The sequence below is a fragment of the Candidatus Binatota bacterium genome (genome assembly GCA_012960245.1).
In the GTDB taxonomy this organism is placed as follows: Bacteria; Desulfobacterota; Binatia; order UBA1149; family UBA1149; genus UBA1149.
In genome coordinates, this window is sequence record DUBO01000045.1 from 17,143 (window position 1) to 36,145 (window position 19,003).

The 19,003-nt window shown below is 64.9% G+C and carries 18 protein-coding genes; 5 read left to right on the forward strand and 13 right to left on the reverse strand.

Translation table 11 applies throughout. The annotated features are described in order from the left end of the window. Positions 1-34: 34 nt before the first annotated feature. Entirely contained in the window at positions 35-2,047 is a 2,013-nt protein-coding gene (locus EYQ35_08010; protein ID HIF64078.1) for a DUF4215 domain-containing protein, read from the reverse strand. Between the two features lie 223 nt (positions 2,048-2,270). Between EYQ35_08010 and EYQ35_08015 the strand changes: the two genes are divergently transcribed. Genes EYQ35_08015 through EYQ35_08030 form a run of 4 tightly spaced genes read left to right on the forward strand, consistent with a single transcriptional unit; the run spans position 2,271 to position 4,473 of the window. Then, complete coding sequence (locus EYQ35_08015) at positions 2,271-2,420, forward strand: redoxin domain-containing protein (GenBank protein ID HIF64079.1); 150 nt, start codon at positions 2,271-2,273, stop codon at positions 2,418-2,420. 3 nt (positions 2,421-2,423) lie between these two features. Then, positions 2,424-2,732 (forward strand): redoxin domain-containing protein, encoded by a 309-nt coding sequence (locus EYQ35_08020; protein ID HIF64080.1) that lies wholly within the window; start codon positions 2,424-2,426, stop codon positions 2,730-2,732. A gap of 32 nt (positions 2,733-2,764) precedes the next feature. Then, positions 2,765-3,409, forward strand: a complete 645-nt coding sequence (locus EYQ35_08025; protein ID HIF64081.1) for a hypothetical protein — start codon at positions 2,765-2,767, stop codon at positions 3,407-3,409. Positions 3,410-3,420: 11 nt separating this feature from the next. Then, positions 3,421-4,473: a phosphotransferase family protein gene (locus EYQ35_08030; GenBank protein HIF64082.1), complete on the forward strand. Its 1,053-nt coding sequence runs from the start codon at positions 3,421-3,423 to the stop codon at positions 4,471-4,473. On the opposite strand, the gene EYQ35_08035 is transcribed toward EYQ35_08030, so the two are convergent. The 6 genes from EYQ35_08035 to EYQ35_08060 form a co-directional block, all read right to left on the reverse strand. After that, entirely contained in the window at positions 4,470-6,056 is a 1,587-nt protein-coding gene (locus tag EYQ35_08035; protein ID HIF64083.1) for a wax ester/triacylglycerol synthase family O-acyltransferase, read from the reverse strand. The two genes, EYQ35_08030 and EYQ35_08035, sit on opposite strands and share 4 nt — an antisense overlap. 86 nt (positions 6,057-6,142) lie before the next feature. After that, entirely contained in the window at positions 6,143-8,326 is a 2,184-nt protein-coding gene (locus EYQ35_08040) for an FdhF/YdeP family oxidoreductase (GenBank protein ID HIF64084.1), read from the reverse strand. Between the two features lie 6 nt (positions 8,327-8,332). After that, on the reverse strand, positions 8,333-8,764 hold the full coding sequence (locus EYQ35_08045) for a nitroreductase family deazaflavin-dependent oxidoreductase (protein HIF64085.1): 432 nt from the start codon (positions 8,762-8,764) through the stop codon (positions 8,333-8,335). Continuing rightward, a complete protein-coding gene (locus tag EYQ35_08050) occupies positions 8,765-9,910 on the reverse strand; it encodes a class A beta-lactamase-related serine hydrolase (GenBank protein ID HIF64086.1) in 1,146 nt (381 codons plus the stop codon). A gap of 82 nt (positions 9,911-9,992) precedes the next feature. Continuing rightward, on the reverse strand, positions 9,993-11,651 hold the full coding sequence (locus EYQ35_08055; GenBank protein ID HIF64087.1) for a fatty-acid--CoA ligase: 1,659 nt from the start codon (positions 11,649-11,651) through the stop codon (positions 9,993-9,995). Positions 11,652-11,757: 106 nt separating this feature from the next. Further along, positions 11,758-12,819 carry a glycosyltransferase gene (locus tag EYQ35_08060; GenBank protein HIF64088.1) on the reverse strand — a complete coding sequence of 354 codons (1,062 nt, stop codon included), beginning with the start codon at positions 12,817-12,819 and terminating at the stop codon, positions 11,758-11,760. A 20-nt stretch (positions 12,820-12,839) separates the two neighbouring features. Between EYQ35_08060 and EYQ35_08065 the strand changes: the two genes are divergently transcribed. Further along, complete coding sequence (locus tag EYQ35_08065) at positions 12,840-14,450, forward strand: FAD-binding oxidoreductase (GenBank protein HIF64089.1); 1,611 nt, start codon at positions 12,840-12,842, stop codon at positions 14,448-14,450. Here the strand turns inward: EYQ35_08065 and EYQ35_08070 are convergent. From EYQ35_08070 to EYQ35_08095, 6 genes are all read right to left on the reverse strand, one after another. Then, complete coding sequence (locus tag EYQ35_08070) at positions 14,437-15,651, reverse strand: amidohydrolase (protein HIF64090.1); 1,215 nt, start codon at positions 15,649-15,651, stop codon at positions 14,437-14,439. The two genes, EYQ35_08065 and EYQ35_08070, sit on opposite strands and share 14 nt — an antisense overlap. Then, positions 15,651-16,223, reverse strand: a complete 573-nt coding sequence (locus EYQ35_08075; GenBank protein ID HIF64091.1) for a hypothetical protein — start codon at positions 16,221-16,223, stop codon at positions 15,651-15,653. Before EYQ35_08075 ends, EYQ35_08070 begins: the two co-directional genes overlap by 1 nt. Positions 16,224-16,282: 59 nt before the next feature. Then, complete coding sequence (locus tag EYQ35_08080) at positions 16,283-16,984, reverse strand: crotonase/enoyl-CoA hydratase family protein (GenBank protein HIF64092.1); 702 nt, start codon at positions 16,982-16,984, stop codon at positions 16,283-16,285. A gap of 75 nt (positions 16,985-17,059) precedes the next feature. Beyond that, the gene (locus EYQ35_08085; protein HIF64093.1) at positions 17,060-17,812 is read right to left on the reverse strand and encodes a DUF1499 domain-containing protein; all 753 of its coding nucleotides are present in this window, start codon (positions 17,810-17,812) and stop codon (positions 17,060-17,062) included. A gap of 73 nt (positions 17,813-17,885) precedes the next feature. Continuing rightward, on the reverse strand, positions 17,886-18,275 hold the full coding sequence (locus EYQ35_08090) for a BON domain-containing protein (GenBank protein HIF64094.1): 390 nt from the start codon (positions 18,273-18,275) through the stop codon (positions 17,886-17,888). Positions 18,276-18,319: 44 nt separating this feature from the next. Next, on the reverse strand, positions 18,320-18,961 hold the full coding sequence (locus EYQ35_08095) for a nitroreductase (protein ID HIF64095.1): 642 nt from the start codon (positions 18,959-18,961) through the stop codon (positions 18,320-18,322). Positions 18,962-19,003: the final 42 nt, after the last annotated feature.

A 19,003-nucleotide genomic window follows, 5' to 3' on the forward strand; every position in this document is an offset into this window, starting at 1 on the left:
AGCTTGAAGTCGAAGACCGCTGACTGGCAGCCTGCTAAGGCGAGCTCAGCACGGTCCACGGCGCCACGACCGCCGCGCCCTCAACACTGGATAACGGACCGACGCACCAGAGGTTGCTCGAGGCCGACACTACCTGCCCCGCACTCCCGTTGTTCTGAAGGTCGAGCAGTTGGCCGGCCGGCCCCCGGTTGCGGCAGAACAGATTTCCGCCGCCGCTGCCCTGCAACTTTTCGTCAACAGTGACTTCGCCACCACCCAGATCAACAGCGGCGTTGTCCACGAGCGCAACGCCACCGAAACCAGCTTCGGCGGAGCCCCCGCCACCGTTATCGATGAGCATGCTGTCGGCGATGAGCAGCGACGAATCGGCCGATGCCCGAGCTGCCCGCAGCCCCGAGCCGTAGATTATGGAGTTCCTGATGACTGCCCCGACTTCGCCCCCCACCCTCAAACCGCGGCGGCAGTTAGCCAGCAGCAGGCCATCGAGGTACACCGACTGGCTGTCGCCGGGACCGCTGCTGAAACGCGGCCCGTCGCAGCCCCAGCGGTCACTCGGGGAGCCCGTAATGACACTGTCGCTAAAAAGAAACCGACCGCCCGCAGTCGTACGGACCGGTTGCACGCAGTTGCCTACTACCAGCCGCTCGAAAACGGCGTTGTAGTGCCCCGGCTCGCCGACCTGGCCGACGGCGAGAGAAGAATCGCCGTACAGCTGCAGGCACTTGTCGCAGCCGCCGTTCACCGACACGTCTCGGAACAGGTTCCCCACGCCCGATTCCATCGTGGTGATAGCGTCGTCGCAGTTATCGCTGAAAGCCATTTCTTCGAGCAGGTTGCCGCGGCCCGCCACGTGCACGCCGTCGTGAAATCCCCTGACCGACAGGCGCCGTATAACGTTGTCGTTGCCCTGCAGATCGAGAAACAGTGACCCGGAGTTATCGGAGCTACAGCTGTTTGCCCCGCCGCAGACAGGTGAGAGTTGAAAGATAACGCCGCTGTCGAGACCGTCCACGAGCAAACCGTCACAGGCCACGGTCCGCATCGGGTCTAACGCCGACACCTTGATGACCTTGCCCTTGCAGTCAAAACTTATCCTGTGAGCGTCACCGCCACAGTCGTTGAGTGCCTGCCTGAACGAACTCTCCGTACACGCTATGGCGCAGGAGTAGTCGCCGTCCGTGTTGACGCAATCGGCGTAAGCCGCACACGAGTGACTAGCCGTGGCGCACTCGTCGACGTCAACACAGAGTCCGCCCTGCAACTGGTAACCGGCTTCGCACAGGCAGGCACCGTCCACCCACGCAGCCCCGTACGGACACCAGCCGCAGCCGTTGCCGTCGCACTGCTCGAGCCGGCAGTCGTAGCTGCAACCATCGCCCGAATCCTGGTTAGCGTCGTCGCACTCCTCGGTGGACTGCAGCAGACCATCACCGCACACGACCCCGGCCAGCGGCAACCCGTCGGCCATCAGCAGGGCTACCCCGTCCCTGGCCACCGAGCTTTCCAGTGCGAGGCAATCGCCCCTACGGTTGGCCCTACTCCAATTTCTCGACAGCGAATTGTCTGCCTTGTCCCGACAGGCCAGCTCCGCTCCGGCGGTCGCACCGCCCAGGCTGCGCTTTATGCAGGAGAGATTACGGCGAAGGTAATGCCCGACAGCTCGCACCCTGCGAGTCGAACACGATGAAACCACGGGTGAGCCCGAAAAAACGACTTCCCCCAGAAGTTGATCCATTCCGCCCTGGGCAACCGTCCCCTGGAGAAGAGTCGCCGCACAGGCAACGCCATCGGATCCGTTTGTGCGCAGAGCCGTGAGCACCCGCGCGTCGCGCACTGCCAGCGCGCGGGCCCGACACAGCGCCCATTGATCGGGGCGGTCGGCCCTCACCAGCTTGAGCCAGCAACGGGTCAGCTCCGCGGCGTAGCCGCGCTCGGCTGCCAGGCGCTCCCGCGCGCAGTCGACCACCGCGTGCACAGGCGTCGCAGACAGTACGAGGCCCGCGACCAGAGCCGCAACTACCCCCCTTGTTCTAGCGATCGCTGACACCACTCAATCCCTAGCCTTTGGCGGGGAGCCTCGTCAAGGGGGAAATGCGGCGGCGGGTTTCCCCCTGTAAAATCTTCCGTTAACGCAGCCCTTACAGTAGACCGTCGCCGGTACCCGGAGCCGACGGCGCGCTCCCGATCGGGGGGGGTGGAGAGCCCGCTGGGCTCCTCGCCATAGCCGCCCTGCGGAGCTACACTCAGCCCACCGCACGAGGAGAAAGACCATGGCAGCAGAAGACAACATGATCGCCACGGGGACAGAAGCCCCCGACTTCACCCTCGCCGCCCACGACGGCAGCGAGGTCACGCTGTCCGCGCTCAGGGGCGGCCCGGTAGTCCTGTGGTTCTACCCCAAGGCCGATACCCCCGGTTGAACTATTCAGGGCAACGGATTCCGTGATCGAATCCGCGATTTTGAAGACAAGAACGTAACCGTACTCGGTATCAGCTTTGACACCGTCGAAGAGAACAAGGCCTTCGCCGAAAAGTTCGACTACACTTTCCTCCTGCTGTCAGACGTGGACAGGAAGGTGGGCCTGGCCCTGGGGGCCTGCGAATCTGCGGATGCTGGTTGGGCCGCCCGCATAAGTTATGTGATCGACGAAAAGGGAATCGTAGTTGGGTCGCTAGCCGACGTTGACCCGACCACCCACACCGACGACGTACTCAAACTGCTGGCCGGCTGAAGGCTAAAGGACGTAGCAACAAGATTCCTTCGATGCCACGGGACCGCCTCTACGTCTATTTCTCCCTGAGGAGTCCCTACGCGTGGCTCGGACTGCTGCGCTTGTCGCACGTGCTCGAACGCTACTCGCCGCCTGTGTCCTGGCACCCCATCTGGCCGCGACAGGACCTGCCCTTTGTAGACCCCGTGGCCAACCCGGCCAAGGCCAGCTACCTGGTTGAAGACGTCGGACGGCAGGTGGCCGCGCTGGGTCTCCCGCTCAAGTGGCCCCGGTCTGTCGACACCGACTGGGAGTTGCCCCACGCCTGCTGCCTGGTGGCGGCCGACGAAGGCTTGGCCCTCCCCTTTGCGCTCGACATGTTCAGCCTGCGATTTTCGCACGGACGCGACCTGGCCGATCGTTCGGTCATTGCCGACGCCGCGGACAACTGCGGGCTTGACGCAGAGCAACTCATCGAGAGGGCAAGCAAACAGGCGACTGCCGATCGACTCGATGCCTGCCATGCCGGCGCCCGGCGCAAGGATATTTTTGGAGTACCGTTCTTCGTCTACGGTAAAAAGCGTTACTGGGGTGGTGACCGCGTGGAGTGGCTGCTCAGGCAGCTGATGATCGATAACGGCGACATGAAAGACGAAGCCCTGGCCGACCCGTTGGCGGCGCCCCACGGTTCGCGCTAACAAGTCCTGCCATGAACACCGATCCCGCATCCCAGGCTGGCCCAGTACGCGAGGCGCACCGCATCGACCCCGCGCCCTTGACCAGCTGGCTGAAGGCCAACGTCGAAGGCTTTCAAGGCCAGCTGGACATCACCCAGTTCAAGGGCGGCCAATCCAACCCCACCTACCTGCTGGCTACCCCCGGCCAGCGTTACGTCCTGCGCAAGAAACCTCCGGGCCGCCTGCTCAAGAGCGCCCACCAGGTGGACCGCGAGTACCGGGTGATGAGTGCGTTGGCCGACACCGACGTGCCGGTGCCCCGCATGTACGCGCTTTGCACCGACGCCGAGGTCATCGGCACCGACTTCTACATCATGGAGTGCCTCGAGGGCAGGATATTCCGTGACCCGCGCTTGCCCGAACTGTCGCCAACAGAGCGAACGGCCGTGTACGAATCGATGGGCGAAGTGCTGGCCGCACTGCACAACGTAGACACCACGGCCGTGGGCCTGGCCGACTACGGCCGGCAGGGCAACTACTTTGACCGACAGCTCGGACGCTGGAGCGGGCAGTACCGCGATTCGCAGACCGAGCAGCTACCCGACATGGACACGCTCATCGACTGGCTGCCGGCCAACATTCCCACCGACGACTCCAGCGGCATAGCGCACGGCGACTACCGCCTCGAAAACTCGGTCTACCACCCCGACCAGCCGCGCATGATAGCCGTGCTCGACTGGGAGCTGTCAACGTTGGGTCACCCGCTGGCCGACCTCGCTTACAACTGCATGGGCTACCACGTGCAGAGCCCTACGCAGAGCGGCCTGGTCAACGTAGACTTTGCCGCCACCGGGATACCGACGGAGGACCAGTACGTGGCAAGCTACTGCCGGCGAACCGGCCGCGACGGCATAGACAACTGGAACTACTACGTCGCTTTTTCGCTTTTCAGGATGGCCGCCATAACCCAGGGCGTCTACAAGCGCGGCCTGGACGGCAATGCCAGTTCGGAACTCGCGACCACCTACGGGGAGGTGTGCCGCTATCTGGCCACCCGCGCCTGCGAACTGCTCGAACTCGGCTAGTTGAGCGTCATCTTGCCCGGCGGATCGCCCGGGCTCGTGGAAACCTGCTCAACGGTGGTGTCGGCGGCCGCGGTCTCCGCGGGAGAGGCCTCCCCCACCCCTGCCGCTGCCGATTTGCTGCCGGCCGGCGGCTGGATGTTTACTTCACCACCGCTGGAGGTCAGCTCTTCTGAAGCCGCCTGCGCCGCAGCCTCAAGCGCGGCAAACGATTCGTCGATGGCGTCGATGGCCTCCGATGTATCTGGAAACAAATCGTAGTCGGCGTTCATGCCCCAGTATATCGCACCGTCGTAACTGAGCAGCGCGATGCCAAGCCCCATGTTGTCGAACAACGGCACCACCGGGTAAGTCTCGAGCAGGCGAGCGCCGGCCATGTAAACGGGGAACTGCGGACCCGGCACGTTGGTCACTATCATGTCGAACAGGCGCATACGGGTCACGTTGCGCGTGCCAAGCGCGAGCAGGGTAGACGGGGCCCACTCGGCTACGTCGGTGAGCAGCTCGGCTCCGACCGCCTGCCGCGATTCCTTGAGTTCGCGGGTCTGTTCTCGAACAAGATCGAGCTGCGCTCGTGGGTCGACGCGGTCTACCGGCAGGTCAATGAGCCAGGCGGACACGCGGTTTCCCGGTCGCCCGCGTTCGTCGCTGCCGCGCACGCTGACCGGCGCCAGCACCCTGAAATCTACCGAACCTGGGTTGATCCTGCGCTTGGAGAGCATTCTCTGCACGGCACCGGCCACCACGGTGAGCACGATATCGTTGATAGACCCACCCAGCCGGGCGCGCACCGATTTAACCCGGGCAAGATCCATCGCGTACCAGTCGGCCCTTCTGTGCGGCCCCACTTCGCGGTTAAACGGGATGTCGTCCGCGCTGGCCATGGTCCAGCCCAGCATGCTGGCCACGGCACGCAGGCGCACCAGCAGGTCGCGCTTGGTGTCGTCGGCTTCCTTGAACAAGGCACCCGCGCCCTTCAACAACCTCAGCGGCAGCATCGCGCGGTGGCTCACGCCGTCGGCCAGTAGTTCCCAGGCCGTCGGTACGCGGCGTGGAATGAAGGCACCGGGCTGGGGGCGTTTGCTCTCAGGGTCGACGTCGAGCAGCACCGTCATGAGGTCAACACCGGCCACGCCGTCTATCATGCAGTGGTGCACCTTGCTTATGATGGCAAAGCGGCCGTCGTCCATGCCCTCGACCACCCACATCTCCCACAGCGGCCGGCTGCGGTCGAGGTGGTTTTCCATTATGCGACCGGTCAGCCGCTTGAGCTCCTTGTCTCCACCGGGCCTGGGCAACGCCGTGTGACGAATGTGGTAGTCGATGTTGAAGTGAGAATCGTCTACCCAAACCCAGCGATAACTACCGGGCACCTGAACTATCTTCTGCCTGTAGCGCGGGATGAATGGCAGGGCAGCCCGCACCGCGTCGCGCACCGCATCGGCGTCGATTCCGCCATCGGGATGGGCCAGCTCACCGGCCTCGAAAATCATCGTGCTGCCGATGTGCATCGGGGTGTGGGGCTTTTCGAAGATCAGGAAGGAATTATCGAGCGCGCTCAGGCGCTCAAAGAACATTTTTGACATGCCTTATACCTGCTCTTAAATCACTGTAAATACAAGAAGTTAGGCGCGGCCATCTCCCCTCCCCCTGGTCAGTGGCAGGATCGGCGTCAGCAGGGGGCCAGCTGTGCGCGGACTGATTTGAATGCCGGCGTTCGCGAGCGTGGGTCGAGCCGGCGTGGGACCAGCTGGTTGGCCTCGGGGTAGTACATGGCCAGGTTGCCCGGCCGTATTTCGACAAGAGACACGACCACCCGCATTCGGCCAACACCGGTGTAGACTTCTACCGGGTCGCCATCGGCCAGGCCGAGGGCCGCAGCGTCCTCGCTCGACATCATCACCACGTCGCGCCGGGTGTTGCCGCGATAGCGGTCCTCCTGCTCGTAGACGACGGTGTTGAACTGACCCTCCGACCTCAGCGTAATCAGGGTAAAGGTGCCCGGCTCCGCCTGCTGCTCGACCGGCAGCGGCGTGACCTTGAAGTGGACACGACCATCGTCGGTGGCAAAACGACGCTGGCTGAATCCCCGGCCGGCGACGTGAAACTCCTTGCGACTTTCGTCTATCTCGGCGAGCTGACCGTAGCCTGGCACCACCTGCGCCATGGTGCGCCTGAGCTCGGAATGCGAACGCAGTTGGCCCCAGTCAAAACGGCCTGTCGGAAGCAGTCGCTCGGCCAGCTCGGCCACCACTTCTACCTCCGAGCGAGCCTCGCCACCAGGTGCAGGCGCGCCGCCGTCGGACATGCGCACGAGGTTGAACATACTCTCCTGTGTTGTCGGCTGTTGCTCTTCGTCGCGCGCGAGCACGGGCAGCAGCAGGCTCGTTCGCCCGCGGCCCAGCAGGTGCCCCACGTTGAGCTTGGTGGCCATGTAAACCGTCGTGGATATGCGTCCGAGCGCACGCGCTGCCCACTCGCTGTCGGGATTGCTGGCAAACAGGTTGCCGCCGAGCATGAAGGCAGCACCAATCCTACCCTGCTCGGCTGCCTCCATAGAAGCGTAGGTATCCAAGCCCTTACCGGTGGGAGCGGCCACGCCATAAACTTCCTCGAGTTTCGAGGCGAAGGCCTGCTTGACCGCCGGAGCCACCCCGCAAGAGCCCACCCCCTGCACGTTCGAGTGCCCCCTGAGCGGCAGTAAACCCGCGCCGGGTTTTCCAAGCCAGCCACGAGCCATGGCGAGATTGGCCAGGGCCGCCACTGTATTGCTGCCGTCCACGTGGTGGGTAAGGCCCATGGCCCAGGCCGCCACTCCGTTTTCGGCAACGGCCAGCGCGTCCACTGCGCGCTCAAAATCAGCCGCGTCTACCCCGCTGCGCTGCACGAGCGCGCCGATATCATAACGCGACAGGTCGGCCTCGAGCTCGTCCCAACCGCTCGAGTGCTCGGCTATGAACGTCCTGTCGGTCGCCCCCTTGTTTACCAGCGCCAGCAGCATGGCCTTGAACAGGGCAGCGTCCTCACCGGCGTGGGGCTGCAGGTAGATGTCGCTCACCGTGGAGCCGAACAGCATGCTTCGTGGATCCGACGGAACGTGAAAACGCAGCAGTCCGTTTTCCTTAAGCGGGTTGACGACGATCACCACGCCGCCGCGACGGCGGATCTCGACCAAGCGGGTAATAAAACGCGGGTGGTTGCTCGCCGGGTTGGCGCCGGCCAGCAACACGAGGTCGCAGGAGTCAAGGTCATCGAGCGTGACCGACGCGGTGGACGAGCCGTAGGCTTCGGTCAGGGCCACGCCCGAGGCCTGGTGACAGTAGTACGAGCAGTTGTTGATGTTGGCCGTACCCCAGGCCCGGGCCACGAGCTGCATCAGGAACGCCGACTCGTTGCTCGCGCGTCCCGAAGAATAAAAAAACGCACTGTCGGGACCGGCCGCCTTGAAGCCGGCTGCCGCGCGGTCGAGCGCCTCGTCCCAGCCCACGCGAACAAAATGCGTCGCGCCGGGCTCGGCCAGCAAGGGGAACGACAGCCTGCCCAGGGATTCGAGCCCCTGGGAGCCGAGCGCGCTTATCTGCTCGAGGGTATTGTCAGCAAAAAAGCGTTCAGGAATCGCGTCGGCCATGTCGGCCGCCTGGGCCTGTATGCTTTTCTTGCAGACCTCGGGCCAGCGCCCCGCTTCGCTGACCATGCCGCCGGCCTGCCCGCCCATGCCCAGGGCGCAGGTCTTGCACGCGTTTCGGCTTGCCAGGCGACGGTATAGTGCGAGTACGCCGCCCGCCTCGCGGCCCTTGCGCAGACTGTACGCGAGAGCGGCCATGCCGCCGCCGCTCGCTGGCCGGCGTTCAGACATGCCCCATCAATCGGCAGGTTCGAGCATTACCAACGGTATCTCCCGGTCGGTCTTGCCCTGGTAGCCAGCGTAGTTCGTGAAGTCGCTGGTTATCGTCGGCCAGAGGCGTTCGCGCTCTTCGCGGCTCGCGACACGCGCGTTCATCTTGCGATCAGCAGAGCCCTGCATGGTCACCACCACCCGGGGATTATCCCGCAGGTTGAGAAACCAGTTGGGGTGGTGGTCTGCTCCACCCTTCGACGCAACGATGACGATCGCATCGCCATCCCGGTGGGGCGATGTCAGCATCACCGAGCGGGGCTTACCCGACTTGCGACCGATGGTGGTCAATTCGAGCACCGGCATATCGGCCGCCGTCCAGCCCAGTCTTCCCCTGCTCAACTTGAGCAGGCAGCGGTGTGCAGAGTTCATAAACCTGAGGGCCCTGTTACTTGGCATCTAGTTATCCTCCCCGTAGATCGCGTCGACCAGGCGGTAGGCCCGTGGGTCGAGCAGTATGTGCGGACCCATGCGGTTCATCACGTATGCAAAGCCCAGTCTCCGCTCGGGGTCGTAAAAAGCCAGCGAACCGCCCGCACCGGCGTGGCCGAAGCTCCCCTCGCCCGAACCGAACGACATGTGCGGCTGCGGCAACATGAATCCCACCGAAAAACGCGTTTCCAGTTCCAGCACCGCGTCGGGCCCCTGCGCCAACTCACGGCCGCAGGTGGCGATAGCCTCTGCCGAAAGCAACCCAGCCGCGTTGCCGTAGATCCTGGCCAGCGACAGGGCCGAAGAGTGACCGTTGGCACCCGGCACCTGGGCTCCGCGCCAGGCCCGCGAGTTAACGGCGCCCGGTTGCATGAGCGCGGGCGGGTTGGTGAAGGCGCGGGCGGTGAGGCCCTCGAGGTCCGACATCATTAACTCGACCAGGTTGGGCTCGCCCGCGGGCACGGGGTCGGTGGACAACTCGCCCATCTCGGCGCAGCGCGCGTCCAGTTCCTCGCCGAAGCCGAGATAAAAATCGGCTCCCGAGGGCGCCGCGATTTCTTCGCGTATGAAGGTGGCCACGTCGCGACCATCAACCCGACGTACAAGTTCGCCCCCGAGCCAGCCAAAACTAATCGCGTGGTAACCGTGTTTCTCGCCCGGCGTCCACCAGGGCTTCTCGGCGGCGAGCACCGCACAGATACCGTCCCAGTCGTAACCCGCGTCGGCTTCCAACTGTTGCCGCACTGCCGCCAGTCCGGCCTGGTGCGACATGAGCTGGGCCACCGTGATGTCCTGCTTGCCCGCCGCGGCAAACTCGGGCCAGTAATCGGCCACCGGCGAGTCCAGCGATATCTTTCCCCGGTCGACAAGAACCTGCACCGCGAGCGCGACCATGCCCTTGGTTGTAGAAAACACGTTTACTATCGTGTCTTCCTGCCAGGGCTCGCCACCCGGGGACTTGCTGCCGCCCCACAGGCTGGCCAGCACTTCGCCGTTTTCCACCACTGCCACGGCGGCGCCGATCTCGCAGCCGTCGGTAAAGTTGGCCTCGAAAACCTGCCGCAGCCTGTCGAGCCGAGGGTCGCAGTGTCCGTTCACAGTGCTCATAGCCATGTTCTTTCCTTTCTCGAATCCAGGTAGCAGTTGTCCAGGTGAGGGTTGTCCAGGTGATGGTTACCGAGTCGGCAAGCCGCGGTCAGGAAGCCTCGGCCACGAGGCTGGGCAACTGGTAGCCCTCTTCTTCGAGCGCCGCACGTATGACCTTCTTGTTGATCTTGCCGGTCGAGGTCAGGGGAATAGAATCTCGAAACAGCACGTCGTCGGGCAGCTGCCACTTGGCAAAGCGAGACTCGCAGTGCTTGAGTACCTCGTCGGCATTGAGCCCGGCGCCTTCGGCCACCACGACGATGGCCACCGGCCGTTCGTCCCACTTCGGGTGAGGCTGGGCCACGACGGCGGCCTGCGCAACCGCTGGTAACGAAACGATGTGGTTTTCGAGATCCACCGACGAGATCCACTCGCCGCCCGACTTGATCATGTCCTTGGAGCGATCGGCGATGATGAGGTACTCGCCCTCGTCTATCTTCGCCACGTCGCCGGTAACCAGCCAGCCCTCGTGAAACTTGGTCGGCTGCGGATCGTTGTAGTACTCCGACGCGATCCACGGGCCACGGATGAGTAATTCGCCAACGGCCTCGCCGTCGTGGGGCAGCGGCTGGAACTCCTCGTCGACTATTTCAATATCGAGACCGGGAATGAGCTGCCCCGCCTTGGCTATGTTGGCAAACTGTTCGTCGAGAGACAGCTCGTGGTCGGCGTACTTGGCAACCCGGCGCGATATTGTTCCCAGCGGGTTTGTCTCGGTCATACCCCAGCCCTGTATCATCTCCACGCCGAGTTCATCCCAGAACCAGCGCATGAGCGAGGCCGGCGGTGCCGACCCGCCGCAGGTCACGCGGTTGAAGCGCTCGAGATTCCAACGGTCGGGCTCGGCCTGCACGGCGGCCATCACGCCCTGCCAGATGGTCGGCACGCCGGTCGATACCGTGACGCCCTCACTGGCGTATAGGTCGAGCAAGGCCACCGGATCCATGGCACTGCCGTTGAGCACCTGCCGGCAGCCGGTCATAAGGTTGGCGAAGGGAACGCCCCAGCCCATCGCGTGAAACATTGGCACCACGCCCAGCACGCAGTCGGTGGCCGACAAGCCCAGCGCGTCGGTCATGCACACCGCCATGGTGTGCAGGTAAGTGCTGCGGTGGGTGTACATCACGCCCTTGGGATTGCCGGTCGTACCGCTGGTGTAGCACAGACCCATGGGCGAATTCTCGTCGAGCTCGGGCCAGCTGCAATCGTCGAGCTGGCCAGCAATAAACTCCTCGTAGTCCACGGTCTCTACACCGGCTAGCGGGCCGTCTCCCGAAACCGCGTCACCGTCCGAACACACGACGATCTTTTCAACGCAGTCTATCTTCCCCGACAGCGGGGCCAGCAACGGCAACAGGCTCTCGTCGGCCACGATCACCCTGTCCCCCGCGTGGTTGATGATGTACTCGAGGTCGGCAGGGCCCAGGCGTAGGTTGAGCGTGTGCAGCACCGCGCCCATCGAGGGCACGGCCTGGTACATTTCGAGATGGCGGTGGTTGTTCCACTGGAAACTTGCCACTCGGTCTCCGTGGCCGATGCCGTAGCTGCCCAGGGCGTTGGCCAATTGACACGCACGCTTCCTGGTCACGGCCAGCGTCTGGCGGTGGATGCCGTCGGCCTTCAGGGTGACAACCGTTTCATCGGGCGCAACGCGGGCGCCACGGTCGGTCAAGCGGTGCATCAAGAGTGGGGTACGCTGCATCGTCATCGTTAGTTTCTCCTGGGTGGGGCGGCTCGAGAATCCTCGCGAACCGCCCTTTTTAGACCGGATACCGTGGCTTGGGCAAGTGCTGGCGCCGGCGCAGCCTTCTTTTTCAGGCAGCGGCGATGAAGTCGACGCCGTCTGTCCAGCCACGCTGGCTTACCCAGGCGCGTATCCGCTCGCGAGCACCCGCCTGTCCAACCGCCGCAACTGCCAGCGGCCGGGGCTCAAGCAGGGCTAGATCCTCCATTGAGATAACCGATAGGCGCCGCCCCTCCACCAGAACCGAGCCCCCCTGCTTGCGCGGATTGACCTCGGCAAAGCCCCGCGGGCAGCGCCCTTCGCGAGCCAGTCCCCGGGCCAGTGTCTTGCCCACCGGGCCGGCGCCCAGCAGCCAGCAGTCCTGCTCCTCTCGCGCGGCTTCGCCCAGCCAACCAGCAAGAAAGTACGCCCGCGCCCGCGCGAAGGCCTCCTCGCTGTAAGCCTCGTCGTTGCGCCACGACTGGCCGTCGTGCAAGCGCCAGCGGTAGAGCAGGCCGGGCAACGAAGCCAGCTCGTGTCCCGCGGCCAGCGCCCGCAGCACGAGATCCCAGTCCTCGGGCCAGCCGCGGCTGCACCACCCTCCGAGTTGGCGAAGTCTGCTGCTGTGCAGCATCAGGGTCGGATGCAGAACCGGGCACTCCACGAAACGATCCCGCCCCAGCTCGGCAGTGGTCGTCAGAGAACCCTGCCAGTCAAGATAACGGCGCATGCCGTCGTTCATGCGATCGCCAGGAAAAGCCTCGACAGCACAACCAACGGCGAACAAGCGTGGGTTGTCGCGCAACGCCCGCTGCTGCTCGGCAAGGCGCGTGGGCCGGCAACAGTCGTCGGCGTCCATACGCGCGATCAAGGGCGCCTGCGCCAACTGCAGACCGTAGTTGAGCGCGTCGACAATGCCGCGGCCCGGGTTAGCCACCAGTAGTATCCTGCTGTCACGCCCGGCCGCTGCCTCGAGCACGGACCGGCTCGCGTCGCTGCTGTGATCGTCGACCGCCAGCAGCTCCCAGTCTTCCAGGGTCTGCGAGGTCACAGAATCCAGTGCCTCTCGCAGCCACGCGGCGGCGTTACGCACGGGCATGAGCACGCTGACTTGCGGCGGTCGCCGCTTCTGCCATTGCTTCGGTTGGCCCACGACCGGATAGTGTCGGCAGCATGGCAGCAAGGCAACGCAGTTTCTGGGGCTGGGGTTACGAGGGCGAGGGGCCGTCGGAAGAACAACGTCGTGCCATCGCCGGCGCGCTGGCCGAGCGCTTCGGCGTCGAGGCCCCCGAACCCGCCACTCCACCGCGGCTCGAAGACCTCGACCTGCGCCAACCGCGCCTGTCCCCACCCTCGTCGCTCGAGCAAGCCTGCTCACAGTCGCCATACGAGCGCGCGCTGCACAGCTACGGGCGTAGTTTTCGCGACGTGGTGCGTGGGCTGGCCGGAGATTTCGGCAACCCGCCCGACGTCGTTGCCTACCCGGCCGACGAAGACGAGCTGTGCTCGTTGCTCGACTGGGCCGGTGACCAGGGCGCGGCCGTGATTCCCTTCGGTGGTGGCTCGAGCGTGGTGGGCGGCGTGGAGCCGGCTGTCGGCGACAGCTATGCCGGTACGGTGACCGTCGACCTGTCGCGCATGGACCGCGTGCTCGAGATCGACCGCGAGTCGCGCGCCGCGCGCATACAAGCGGGGGTCTACGGCCCCGCTCTCGAAGACCAGCTGCGGCCACACGGGCTCACCCTGCGACACTTTCCCCAGTCGTTTGAGTTCTCGACACTGGGTGGCTGGATCGCCACGCGCAGTGGCGGACACTACGCGACGCTGTACACCCACATAGACGACTTCGTGGAATCGCTGAGGGTAATAACGCCTTCGGGGAGCATAGAGTCACGGCGCCTGCCGGGCTCGGGCGCCGGCCCCAGCCCCGACCGCATGTTCATCGGTTCGGAGGGCACGCTGGGAATAATAACCGAAGCCTGGATGCGGCTGCAGGACAGGCCCAGCATGCGGGCATCGGCCTCGCTGCGTTTTACCGATTACGAGCAGGCCTGGCGGGCCGTGCAGGCGGTATCGCAGTCGGGGCTGTTCCCCGCCAACCTGCGGCTGCTCGACAAGGTGGAGGCGGCGCTCAACGGCGCGGGTAACGGCGACGACCACGTTCTTATAGTCGGCTTCGAATCCGCAGACCACCCACCCGACGCGTGGATGGCACGGGCGCTCGAGTGCTGTCGCGACCACGGCGCCAGCCACGACGAGGGAGCCGGCGCCACCCGCAGCGACCAGGCGGGCAACCGCGAGGGAGCAGCCGGGGCCTGGCGCAAGTCGTTCCTGCAAGCGCCCTACCTGCGCGACGCGCTGGTGACGATGGGCTTTATAACCGAGACCTTCGAAACCGCCATAACCTGGGATCGCTTCGAACAGTTTCATTCGGGCATCATCGAGGCCGTCAACAAGGCACTGGCCGACATTTGCGGAGGCGGGCAGGTGACCTGCCGCTTTACCCACGTGTACCCCGACGGGCCTGCTCCTTACTTTTCGATCATCGCGCCCGCGCGCGCCGGCGCCCAGCTGCAGCAGTGGGCCGAGATCAAGGCAGTCGCCGCCGCGGCGGTAATAGACCTTGGTGGTAGCATAACCCACCACCACGCAGTCGGCCGCGACCACCGGCCCTGGTACGAAAAACAGCGCCCCGACGGGTTCGCGAGAGCCATGCTGGCCGCGCGCGCCGAGATGGATCCGGCCGGGATGCTGAACCCCGGCGTGTTGTTCAAGGCGCCCTGAAGAGTTGCCGACCGTCGGCGAGCATGGCCAAAGCCACGGCGCAGTGCAGTGCCGCGCCCACGGACAGCACCCCCTCGTCGAGTTTCATGCGATCGGAATGCAGGGGGCCGCCGTCTTCGACACGACAACCGAGAAACGCCATCGCTCCCGGCACACGGTTGAGCACGTATGAAAAATCTTCGGCACCCATCATCGGGCCGGGCATTTCGATACTGCGAAGACCCAGCCCCCCGGCAACGCCAGCAACCAGCCGGGCCGCGTACCCGTCGTTAACGGTAGGTCCGTAGCCTTCGGCTATGTCGACCTCGGCCGTGAGCCCGCGCGCGGCCGCAACTCCCGCCACCACGCGGCGCAACTGGTCGTGGGCGCGCTGCCGTCCATCGTCGCTCAGGCAGCGTATCGTTCCCTGCAAGGTGGCACGCGGAGGAATGACGTTGAAGGTACTGCCCGCTTCGACCCTGGTGACACTGAATACAACGCGATCGTAGGGGTCGGTCTCGCGGGCCATCGCGTGCGACAACCCGTCGACGATCGGCCCGATACCAGGTATCGGATCCGCGGAAAGATGCGGCACCGAGGCGTGTCCCCCGCGACCGTCAAGATGAATCTCAAAGATATCGGCCGAGGCCATGAAGGTGCCCTCTCGCCATGACACTGCCCGCGACGGCGAGCTGGGGTCAACGTGTATTGCGAAGGCCGCGTCTACTCCCTCCAGGGCTCCCTCGTCGAGCATGACCACCGCTCCCCAGTGCCCCTCTTCGCCGGGCTGGAACATCAACCTCACCGTGCCGGCAAAGTCGGCACGTCGCTCCTGCAACAACGACGCGGCACCGAGCAGCATTGCCACGTGGGCGTCGTGTCCGCAGGCGTGCATGCAACCATCGCGCTCGGAGCTGAAGTCAACGCCGCTGTGCTCGGTCATGGGCAGGGCGTCGGTGTCGGCCCTGAGCGCGACCACCCCCGCCGGCCGCTGGCCCTCGACTGCTTTGCCCTCGCCGACGATGTCGGCCACCACCGAGCTGCAACCTTCGCCGCTGCGGGCGCCGCTGATGCCCAGCCGTTCGAGCTCCCCCAGTATCAACGCCTGCGTGTCGGGGTTGACCAGGCCGAGCTCCGGGTTGACGTGCACGCGCCTGCGCAACTCGACCAAGCGCTCGGCATCGCGGCCGGCCGCGGCCAGGAGTTCGTTGTCGTCGCTCATTACTCCTGCCGCCCCTGCTCAGCTTGCACCTGTTTGAGCCGGCGGTTGACGATGTGGCGATAGAGGTCGAGCTCCTGGGCACCGGGCAGCGTAAGCACGTCGCCGTCTACCACCACCGTCGGTATGCCGGTGATACCGAGCTCGCGGGCCTCGGCGAAATCTTTCTGCAGTTCTTCTTCCAGCGCCGGGTCGTGGAGGTCAGCCTCAAAACGGACCTGGTCCAGGCCCAGCTCCACGGCGACCTCGACCAGCGTGGATCGATTACCCGGGTCGCGGTGTTGTTCGAAGTAGGCCTTCATCAATGCCAGGTGGTAGTCGGTGAAGCGTTGCTGGCGGGCGGCCGCCTTGACGGCGATGCCCGACGGCAATGACCACGGGGTGGGTGGCTCGGCCGAGCTCCAGGGATACGCAAAAACCGGCGAGCCCGGCATCGACTCGGGACGCGCCCAGGACGCGGTATAGCCGGTAAACTTCTCCAGCGAGGTCGCGCGTTGTTGCGGGCGCAGCATATAGCCTCGCCAGTTAACGATCAGCTTGTCACCGAACTCATCCTCGAGGGTGCGCAGGCTCACGGCCGCGACATAGCACCAGGGTCAAAGAACGTCCGACCAGACTGTGAAACGGACCTCCATCAGCCGGTCATCATGCCAGCGAGGTCGGTGTCCATCCATTGCCGGATGGAGGCCACCACGGGCCCGCGTGCATCCTTGCGAGTGAGGGCAAACGCACCGCGGCTGAGCTGGGCCAGGCGCGCGGCGTCTTCAACAGCCGCTGCTATAACATCGCCGGGCTCCACGACCTGGTCGAGAAAGCCGATGTCCACCGCCTCGGCGGGATTGTAGAGCCGGGCCAGTTGCGTGGCCTCGTGCAGGTCCTTGCGGGCCAGGCGCTCGCGCGCAAGCACCAACGCAAAATAGGGCAGGTTCATTCCGATGGCTGTCTCGTTGAGCCCCAGTTTGAAGTCACCAGCGGTGCCCACCCGCTTGTCGACCGACAGGAGCAGCATGGCTCCCAGCGCCACCGCGTGGCCGGTGCAGGCCACCACCACCGGGCGCGGGCTGGCGTAAAACCGCAGCAGCATCTCTATGCCGCTGGTCAAAAGAGCCAACGCGCCCTCGGGGTCGCCGGTGATGACCTTGAGATCAAAGCCGCCGGACAACCGCCCCTCGCGACCACTTATGACCACCGCCCCGGCGTCGGCTTCATCGACTTCGTCGAGCAGTGAATTCATGCTCGCTATGGCAGCGGGCGAAAACGCGTTGGCCTTGCCGTCATCCATATGGATATGGGCCACGCCGTCTTCGATGCTAAGCGTTATGTTGTTGTCAGCCATGCGGGCAGTTCTAGCGGCGATCGCCTGCTGAAAAAAGGCCGCCGGCAGTAATCGGCTTTCCGGCCAGCGGCGCGTTCAGCGCCCGGCCGCGACCTGCGACAACACGGTGCGAATGCGCGCCGCGTTGACACCGAGGTCGCCGCGCCCGTCGCGAGAACGAGAGCGCACGTCTACCTGCGTGCCTTCATCAATGGCTCGCACCCGGACAACTACATCGTCCACGAAGTGAAAAATCGACGAGGTGGCCGATGCCTCCAGGCGCCCGCTCGCCCTGTCCACATCGGTTACGGTCGTGCTCGCGAGGTCTTCGAGCGCCGCCTGCACCCGGTCGAATACCAGGTCGTAAGGCTGGGTGAGGAGCAGCGGGGCAAGATCGGCGTCGGATTGGCGCTGCTGGGCGGCGAACTCTTCGCCGGGGTAAGCCATCGGGTTGCCTTCGTTAGCGGGATCTTCGAGCGCCTTCACGAAGACCGGGGGGTCGTTGATGTCGGTCGTAAAATCGTTGATGGGCGGAGCGTCGGCCCCCTGCCCCGAGAGCGCTACCAGCAATGCCACGACCATGCTGCCCGACACCAGGGCACCAGACACCGCATCGCCACGACCGTCGAGTCCGGCAGCAGCGCGGGTCGAGTAAAGCCCCAGCAGCGAACAGACCAGCGCCAGCAACGACAGCAGCATGGCCAGCGCAAAACCGCCAAAGCCGGCCATCGGCGATATGACCTGCACGAAGGCTGCGGCCACCGAGCCCACGCCCAGGGCCATGCCCACGAGGGCGAGCAGTCTACCCACTGCCGCGATGCGCGAAGAACTGTTACCCACTGTAGCCATGGCCTCGTATCCCCCTCTTGCTATATCGGCAGCGGCGGTGACCCGCAGGCGCCGGACTCAATCCCGGTTGTTGTCATTCATTGTCGACAGTGAGGTTGTCGGCCACGTCTTCTACTCCGCGCACGGCTTCGGCCAGCTTGACCGCCTTACGACCAACCTTGCGGCTGGGCACCTTGCCGAACAACTTTACATTGCCGTCGTGGCTGTCGACCTTGATGTCCCACACGCTTATCTCATCGTCCGCGGCGTAGGCAGCCTTGATACTCAGCTCTATGCCGGTGTCGTCTATGATCTGCCCTACCGGGCGGTCGTCCTTGCCGGCGTAGTAACCACCGGCGGCCGCGCCGCCCAGTGCAACCGGCCAGCAGCCGGCCAGCAAGCCACCCAGCAGCAGCGGTACAACGGCCAGCGCAAGGCGGGACAAGAAAGTGGAACCGACGGGTTTGAGGTTATTTTTTATCACGCCGCACCTTTAGCATGTACCGCCGGTAAGCGGCAGCCAGCGCCTTATCCCTCGGCGCCCTGCCCCGCCCAGGGCCTGTTGCCGTAGTTGTCCAACGACACGACATCGCCCACCGGACGGCGGGTGGTGGGCCCGTAACGTCCCCGCGGCCAGCCCAGGGGAATAACCGCGCAGGGGGTGACCTTCCACGGCAGGCCGAGAATACGACGGGCCTTTATGGTGCTCCACAGGGGCAGGGTTATCAGCGCCGCGCCCAGCCCGGCCGCGCGCGCGGCCAGCAACAGGTTCTGGACCGAGGGGTAGATCGAACCGTACAAGCCCGTGGCTGCCATGGGAGGCCACGGCGGAATGATGCTCCTGAGGCAGGCCACAACGATCACCGGGATGTCTTCAAAATGATCGGCCTGCCACTGCACGGCATTCAGGATGCGCTGCTGGCCCTCGTCGTTGCGCGCCAACCAGCGCCCGAGGCCGCCGTAGATTTTCCACATGCGCATATTCTGCCGCCCCAGTGCGGCCTTGACCGCGGGGTCCCTCACGACAACGAACTCCCAGTTCTGCGCGTTCGAACCGGTGGGCGCCTTGAGCGCCAGTTCGAGCAGGCGCAGCACCAGGCCATCATCTACCGGGTCGTCGGTGAGTCGGCGTATCGCCCTCTGCGTGCTCATCGCCTCGGCCAGTGGCATGTCCAGCGACACCTCGGCCCCGGGGCGCTTCTCGCCTGCGGG